6 protein-coding genes are annotated in these 6,934 nt (G+C 42.4%); all 6 read right to left on the bottom strand.

Translation table 11 applies throughout. The features are described 5' to 3' along the window. Positions 1 to 175: 175 nt before the first annotated feature. Entirely contained in the window at positions 176 to 1,549 is a 1,374-nt protein-coding gene (hemN, locus tag ACU696_RS03620; protein WP_209102365.1) for an oxygen-independent coproporphyrinogen III oxidase, read from the bottom strand. 332 nt (positions 1,550 to 1,881) lie between these two features. Continuing rightward, on the bottom strand, positions 1,882 to 2,397 hold the full coding sequence (gene yihI, locus ACU696_RS03615; protein ID WP_447343036.1) for a Der GTPase-activating protein YihI: 516 nt from the start codon (positions 2,395 to 2,397) through the stop codon (positions 1,882 to 1,884). A gap of 485 nt (positions 2,398 to 2,882) precedes the next feature. Beyond that, entirely contained in the window at positions 2,883 to 4,217 is a 1,335-nt protein-coding gene (locus tag ACU696_RS03610) for an NCS2 family permease (protein WP_209102364.1), read from the bottom strand. A 186-nt stretch (positions 4,218 to 4,403) separates the two neighbouring features. Further along, positions 4,404 to 5,156 carry an amino acid ABC transporter permease gene (locus ACU696_RS03605; protein ID WP_209102362.1) on the bottom strand — a complete coding sequence of 251 codons (753 nt, stop codon included), beginning with the start codon at positions 5,154 to 5,156 and terminating at the stop codon, positions 4,404 to 4,406. Position 5,157: 1 nt separating this feature from the next. Then, positions 5,158 to 5,910, bottom strand: a complete 753-nt coding sequence (locus ACU696_RS03600; protein WP_196719983.1) for an amino acid ABC transporter permease — start codon at positions 5,908 to 5,910, stop codon at positions 5,158 to 5,160. Between the two features lie 110 nt (positions 5,911 to 6,020). Then, positions 6,021 to 6,860, bottom strand: a complete 840-nt coding sequence (locus tag ACU696_RS03595) for an ABC transporter substrate-binding protein (RefSeq protein WP_004266117.1) — start codon at positions 6,858 to 6,860, stop codon at positions 6,021 to 6,023. Positions 6,861 to 6,934 lie beyond the last annotated feature (74 nt).

Below are 6,934 nucleotides of genomic sequence, written 5' to 3'. Positions count from 1 at the left end.
ATATGACAAAGATTAGATGCTCTAAATAGTTCGTTCTGTCGCTAGGCGTCGAAATGAAGACCGCGCGGGGAGCATACACTAAGTATGTGACCCGTGTGGCTGAATGAAGACAACAACGTGGCAGCGTGTGGCTGAATGAAGACAACAACGCGACAGGACGAAATATGAAGAGCATTTAGATGACGCGGGAAAACTGCCGCTGCCTCATCTGATTACGCAAATACACATCAAAACACATGCAAATATTACGAATAAGTAAACGTCCTTGTGGTGTCACTTTAATACCTTTGTCTGTTATTTCGACCAGCCCATCTTCTGCCATTGGTTTCAATAGTTCTAAATCTTCTTTAAAATAAAATTTAAAATCAATTGGATAGATTGCTTCAATTTGGGCAAAATCCAATTGGAAGTTACAGATTAAGGTTTTGATGACATCGCGGCGTAGACAATCATCATCGGTTAAGGCGAGTCCACGCCACAGCGCGTGACCTTGCTCTTCAACTTGCGCATAATAGGTTTTCAAATCTTTCTGATTTTGTGCGTAGTTATCACCTAACATACTGATCGCAGAAACCCCTAACCCCAGTAAATCACAATCTCCTTGGGTGGTGTAACCTTGAAAATTACGGTGCAGAATGCCTTCCCGTTGTGCCACGGCAAGTTCATCCTCAGGGCGAGCAAAGTGGTCCATACCAATAAATTGATAACCACCCCTGGTGAGAGTCGCAATTGTGTCTTGCAGAATATCGAGTTTTTGCTCCGCACTTGGTAAATCAGCGTCTTTAATTTTACGCTGCGCCGCAAATAAACTAGGCAAGTGCGCATAATTGAATACGCTTAAACGATCTGGTGATAATTCAGTCACTTTCTTTAGAGTAAATGCAAAGCTTTCAGGTGTTTGCTTAGGTAAACCATAAATTAAATCAATACTTGTCGAGGTAAACCCCATCTCTTTAGCCCGTTTAATTAAGGCGAAAATAAAATCTTCGTCCTGTTCACGGTTAACCAGTACCTGAACTTCTTTATTAAAATCCTGCACTCCCATACTTAGACGATTAAACCCTTCATGGCGCAAGTGGTCTATCATATCCAGTTCAATTTCACGCGGGTCGACTTCAATCGACATTTCCACATCATCCGCAAAATTAAAGTGTTTTTTCAATAAACCAACCAAATGGCTGACTTGAGCTTTATCGAGATAAGTTGGAGTACCACCGCCCCAATGCATTTGTGTCACGATGCGGTTTTTTAATAACGCTGCGCGCTGAATAATTTCTTTTTCAATTACTTGAAGATATTCATCGGCTTTATGTTTTTGGCGTGTCACTAATTTATTACAGCCACAGAAATAACAAAGTTTATGGCAAAAAGGAATATGAACATAGAGCGATAAGGGGCGATCAGGATAACGCTGCGTTGCTTGAACAAACGCATTCTCATCGTACTCTTGATTAAATTCCAAGGCGGTGGGGTACGAAGTATAACGTGGCCCTGAATAATTGTATTTTTGAATGAGAGAAAGATCCCAAACAATATTTTGCTCTGACATAACATTCCTCAATTGACCAAAAGCTCAAACTATAACGATGACTTCACTCTATTTAATTTGTTATTCGATGAGAGTGAAAATTTTATAACCTGCATAAGCATTATAGACTCTAAATATTTCGAGTTGCAGCTAGGCGACAAGTGAATGAGTCGCTAGGAGTATACATAAGTATATGACTAGTGCGAATGAACATAGTCAACAACGCTGCAGCTTTATATATGACGAGTATAAATATGTTAGAGAGAAGAGACTTGATGCAACATCAAAGAAAAGTGAGTTAGCGAAAAAAATAGCCAAACCCCCCGCTAGCGCGAGGGATCTTTTAAACGAAATTATTTACTTTTTAAGATGCGCATAATGTCATCAAGTTTTTCTTCGTCTTCTTCCTCTTCTTCTTCGCTATATTCAATACCGAGAATATTCATCAGCTCATCGATACGGTCTAAACAAGTATCAACATATTCTTGTTCTTGCGCCGTGATGGTTTCGCCATCTTCTAGGCGTGCCAAAATGCTATCTAAACGGTCATCGCTTTCCAGCATTTCCAGCTCTTTTTCTGGTGTCAGTTTTTCTTTAACAGCTGGCTGTTTTTTCTCAACCGCAGATTTCGTGACCTGTTTTTCATCCACAATTAAAGGCACTGGCTTTTTGCTACCTAAACGTGGGTCGGTTGAAGTATTTTGCCCACCATTTTGCTTATTAGAAGCCTGTTCTACATAACGGCTGCCAGACTTATGACCGCGATGTTTTTTCTCACGCTTACGCTCACGGCCTTCCGCATTTATCTCTTCTTTAGTTTTACGGTATTTTTTCTTTGGCTTAGCAGCCGCTTTTTTTGGTGCATTCATGGTCTGATACCTTGATAAAGTCAGTTTCTGCTGCGAAATCTAGCAGGATCCCATAAAGGGGGAAAGCACTAGTTTGCAATTTCAGCGGATTTTTTACTCCACCCTGCCTTCGCAATAGTACTTTAATGATTATACCTTAAATAATTTGTGTTGCATGTACACTCATGCAACACAAATTATTTAGAGCATGGAGGTTCAAATAACAAAAAGAGAAATGATTAACTCATTAAATAATTCTAAATAATTCAAGTTGTGGCTAGGCGTCAATCGAGGTTATCTCGGGGAGCATACATAAGTATGTGACCCGAGTAGCCGAGAGAAGACAGCAACGCCACAGCTTGAAGTATGACGAAGATTAATGCGCTAAATAGTTTGAGCTGTAGCAAGGCGGCAAGAATTGCTAATCCCTAGGAGCATACAAAAGTATGTGACTAGGGTTAGCAAACGCAGCCAACACCGCTACAGTTCAAAATATGAAGCGCATTTTAGGCGTCGACTAGGATCATTTTTAACAAAAACATCGCCGCGACTAAAATCACACACAAACCCAGATCACGCCAGCGACCAGTACCAATTTTCATTGCACAGTAAGCAATAAAGCCCAACGCAATACCTTCAGTAATCGAGAAACTAAATGGCATCATCACTGCAGTAATAAATGCGGGTACAGACTCAGTTAAGTCATCCCATTTCACGCGAGTTAGACTTGATGTCATCAGCACGCCCACGTAAATCAAGGCTCCCGCAGTTGCATAAGCTGGAACCATACCTGCAAGAGGTGAGATAAACATAGTCAATAGGAATAAAACACCAACGACGATCGCGGTTAAACCTGTACGCCCACCAACAGAAACACCTGAAGAACTTTCAATATATGCAGTGACTGAAGATGTTCCCATCGCTGAACCTGCGACAGAACTCAAGCTGTCTACATATAAAGCTTGTTTCATTCGAGGGAAAGTCCCGCGTTCATTGGTGATACCCGCTTTGTCAGTCACCCCAATCATGGTACCTGATGAGTCAAACAAATTGACTAGCATAAAGGCAAAAATCACACCGGATAACGCTAAATCTAAAGAACCAGAGAAATCAACCTGCCCCACGACACTCGTGATACTTGGCGGCATTGAGAATATCCCAGAATATTTTACATCTCCCAGAGCCAGACCAATCAAAGTGGTCACCGCAATAGAAACTAATACCGCGGCATGAATATTACGTGCCGCTAAGATGGCAATAATAAAGAACCCGAGAGCTCCCAGCCAAACATTATGGTGAGTCAAGTTACCGATAGAAACTAACGTATCCGGGTTAGCCACAATAATGCCGGAGTTTTTCAGCCCCATCATCGCAATAAATAGGCCGATACCACTGGTGATCCCGACGCGAAGACTCAAAGGAATGTTAGCGATAATCCAATAACGTATGCGGAATAGTGTCAGAATAAATAAGCCGACAGCCCCCCAAAATACGGCGCCCATAGCAACTTCCCATGAATACCCCATCGCCCCTACAACAACAAAAGCAAAAAAGGCATTCAAGCCCATCGCAGGTGCAACAGCAATGGATAAATTTGCCAGTAGCCCCATTAAAATGCTACCAATTGCCGCAATCAAACAGGTGGTAACAAATACGGCTTTGATGTCCATGCCTGCAACTGAGAGTATTTGAGGGTTAACAAAGACGATATATACCATCGTCAGGAAGGTGGTGAAGCCTGCAACAACTTCTGTCCGTGCTGTCGTGCCGTGCTCTTGCAATTTAAAAACACGCTGAAACAAGCCCTGCGGTTGTGCCGAGCTAGAAGATTGATTACTCATTAGATATTGCGCCCAAAAAAAGTTTTTTTCGCCCTATACTACAATTAAAAACCACAAAAGAAAACGATTGCGTAAACTGCAAGGAGCCAAAATGTCCTAACTAACTGATACGCCAAGATGAAATAATAAAAATAACCCAAAATAGTGGAGTGAAAAAATGGTGGGTATTTCACCACCACTTTTGATTTAGGAAAGTGCTAACAATTTTTGTCGACGCCAAAACAATAAACGATGTTTCGCAGCCAGTTTTTGGGGTTGATGCTGTGCACTGAGCTTTTTCGCCACTCTATTCGCAATAATTTCTACCGCAAAGCACATCACAAAATAAATAAATGCAACGAATAAGAAAACTTCGAGAGGATAAACCATTTCACGGTTGTTCACTTGGGTTGCTAAGAAAGAAAGCTCCGCAACACCAACAACATAGGCTAATGAGGTGTCTTTAATTAATGCTACCCACTGGTTAATAAATGACGGTACCATCATGCGTAAGGCTTGTGGTAACACGATATTCCATAATACCTGCCAGCGGCTAAACCCCAAGGATAAACCTGCCTGCCACTGCCCTGCTCCTATTGCTAAAATGCCCGCTTTCACAGCATGAGCCAAATATGCGGAGGTAATCAATGCCAATGCGCATACTACCGTTGCAATACCCGGAATTTCCATACCCAATAAGATTGGCAACAGGAAATAGGTCCAAAAAATCAACATAATGACAGGAATTGCACGGAAAAATCCTAAAACTGCGGCGAACAGGTTAACCCAGAAGCCTCGTAGCATGGCTAAGGCTATTCCGCCCAATGTCCCTAATAGAATGGAGGCCGCACCGGCAAGTAAGCTAATGACTAGCGTCAGCGCTGCGCCTTCAAGTGGTCCATCAGGGAAAGTACCGAATAATAAATATTGCCAGTTCTGCTCAATAACTGAAAAATCCATTTTATACCCCCTGAGCCAAATTACGCTGCTGGCGCCACTGGCCCCACCCCTCCATTACTGCAATAATAGCAATGTACAATACTGTCGCTACCCCAAAGGCAGTAAAGGTTTGCAGTGTCTGGCTATCAACCTGACGAGAGACATAAGACAGTTCTGCGACACCGATGGCCATCGTTAACGATGAGTTTTTCACCACATTCATATATTGGCCCAGTAGCGGAGGCATGGCGATTTTAACGGCTTGCGGTAATACCACTAATTTCATGGCCTGCCATGACGTTAATCCTAAAGCAAACGCGGCATATTTTTGCCCTTGGCGAACACCACGGATCCCAGCGCGAATTTCTTCGGCAATAAAAGGGACGGTATACAAGGTCAAACCAATAAAACCCGCTAAGAATTCAAATGACGGCCAACCCACGGTTATTCCAAATAAATGGATTTCATGGGGAGTATTTAGCCATTCCATTGCGGCAGAGGATAAAATTTCACCGGAAGCAAAGTACCAAAAGAATAACTGCACCAACAAAGGCGTATTTCTAAAAATAGAGATGTAGATACTCACGGCCCAACGCACAGGAGCAATTTGACTATCCTTTGCTGATGCAACTATAAAACCCAATGCAGTGGCTGCAACAATGGTACAAATCGAGATCCAAACGGTGATCAAAAAACCGTAGCCAAACCATTCTAGATACTCGGGGGCCAATAAATGGGCAGACCAAAAATCACCACTCAAAAATTTTTCAAACATTGTTCACGACCTATTGCCTTCGCAGCCTGTGATTAAAAACGCATCCCTTATAACCAAGAACCCCGCACAGAGTGCAGGGCTTCATATCACTGAATATTTACCGCTACCCGTTAAGACTGAGGTTGTTGCTCACTCAGTGGCGCAAATTTAAAGTCCCCACGTGGCTGTGCAGCTTTAGTATCTGGCCCAAACCAACGGTTATAAATTACCTCGGCTTTACCGTCTTTCTCCAGTTTCAACAATGTTTCGTTGACGTTTTCAACCAAACGGGTTTCACCTTTGCTTGCTGCCAATGCTTGGTATTCTTTCGTCAGGCTAAATGGGGAAATTTCAAAATCTGCTTTCACTTTTTCAGGTAAATTACCTAATAAACCAACCAGTTTCGCATCATCTTGTGTGATAGCTTGGACGTTGCCATTACGCAGTGCAGCGAATGCTTGCGGCGTATCATCGTACGAAATTACCTTTGTATCAGGGAAACGTTCACGTAAAGTCACTTCCTGCACAGTGCCTTTATCTGCACCAATACGTAGTGGTTTGATATCGTCAGGGGTTTTTAATACGCCTTTACGGGCAATAAATTTTTGGCCTGTCGCAAAATCAGGAATAGAAAAATCAACTTGCTTTGCGCGCTCATCAGTAATGGTGAAATTAGCGCCAATCAGATCAACTTTGCCCGAAGTCAGAAGTGGGATACGGTTTGCTGGGTTAGTGGGACGAAGCTCAAGTTTTACCCCTAAGCTATCTGCAATTTCTTGTGCGATATCCACATCATAGCCCGCTAATTTTTTAGTTTGTGGGTCAATAAAGCCAAATGGTGGATTGCTATCAAACACAGAAATGCGGATCACACCCGCTTGTTTGATATCATCTAATTTATCTGCGCTAGCGACATTCGCTGTCAGCGCTAAACCTGTAAGTAAAACAGTCGTTAGAATACGAGCTTTCATTGAACACCCCTGACGGTAAATTTTTGTAAATCGACCATCACACGCTATCAACTATTACTTAGCACTTGAAATAA

The organism is Providencia sp. PROV_01 (genome assembly GCF_053098325.1).
This window is presented reverse-complemented; position numbering and strand designations above follow the sequence as displayed.

What these genes read in the sequence shown, in the direction of transcription:
- hemN (WP_209102365.1), bottom strand. Translation starts at nt 1,549, where the DNA reads ATGTCAGAGCAAAATATTGTTTGGGATCTTTCTCTCATTCAAAAATAC.
- yihI (WP_447343036.1), bottom strand. Translation starts at nt 2,397, where the DNA reads ATGAATGCACCAAAAAAAGCGGCTGCTAAGCCAAAGAAAAAATACCGT.
- ACU696_RS03610 (WP_209102364.1), bottom strand. Translation starts at nt 4,217, where the DNA reads ATGAGTAATCAATCTTCTAGCTCGGCACAACCGCAGGGCTTGTTTCAG.
- ACU696_RS03605 (WP_209102362.1), bottom strand. Translation starts at nt 5,156, where the DNA reads ATGGATTTTTCAGTTATTGAGCAGAACTGGCAATATTTATTATTCGGT.
- ACU696_RS03600 (WP_196719983.1), bottom strand. Translation starts at nt 5,910, where the DNA reads ATGTTTGAAAAATTTTTGAGTGGTGATTTTTGGTCTGCCCATTTATTG.
- ACU696_RS03595 (WP_004266117.1), bottom strand. Translation starts at nt 6,860, where the DNA reads ATGAAAGCTCGTATTCTAACGACTGTTTTACTTACAGGTTTAGCGCTG.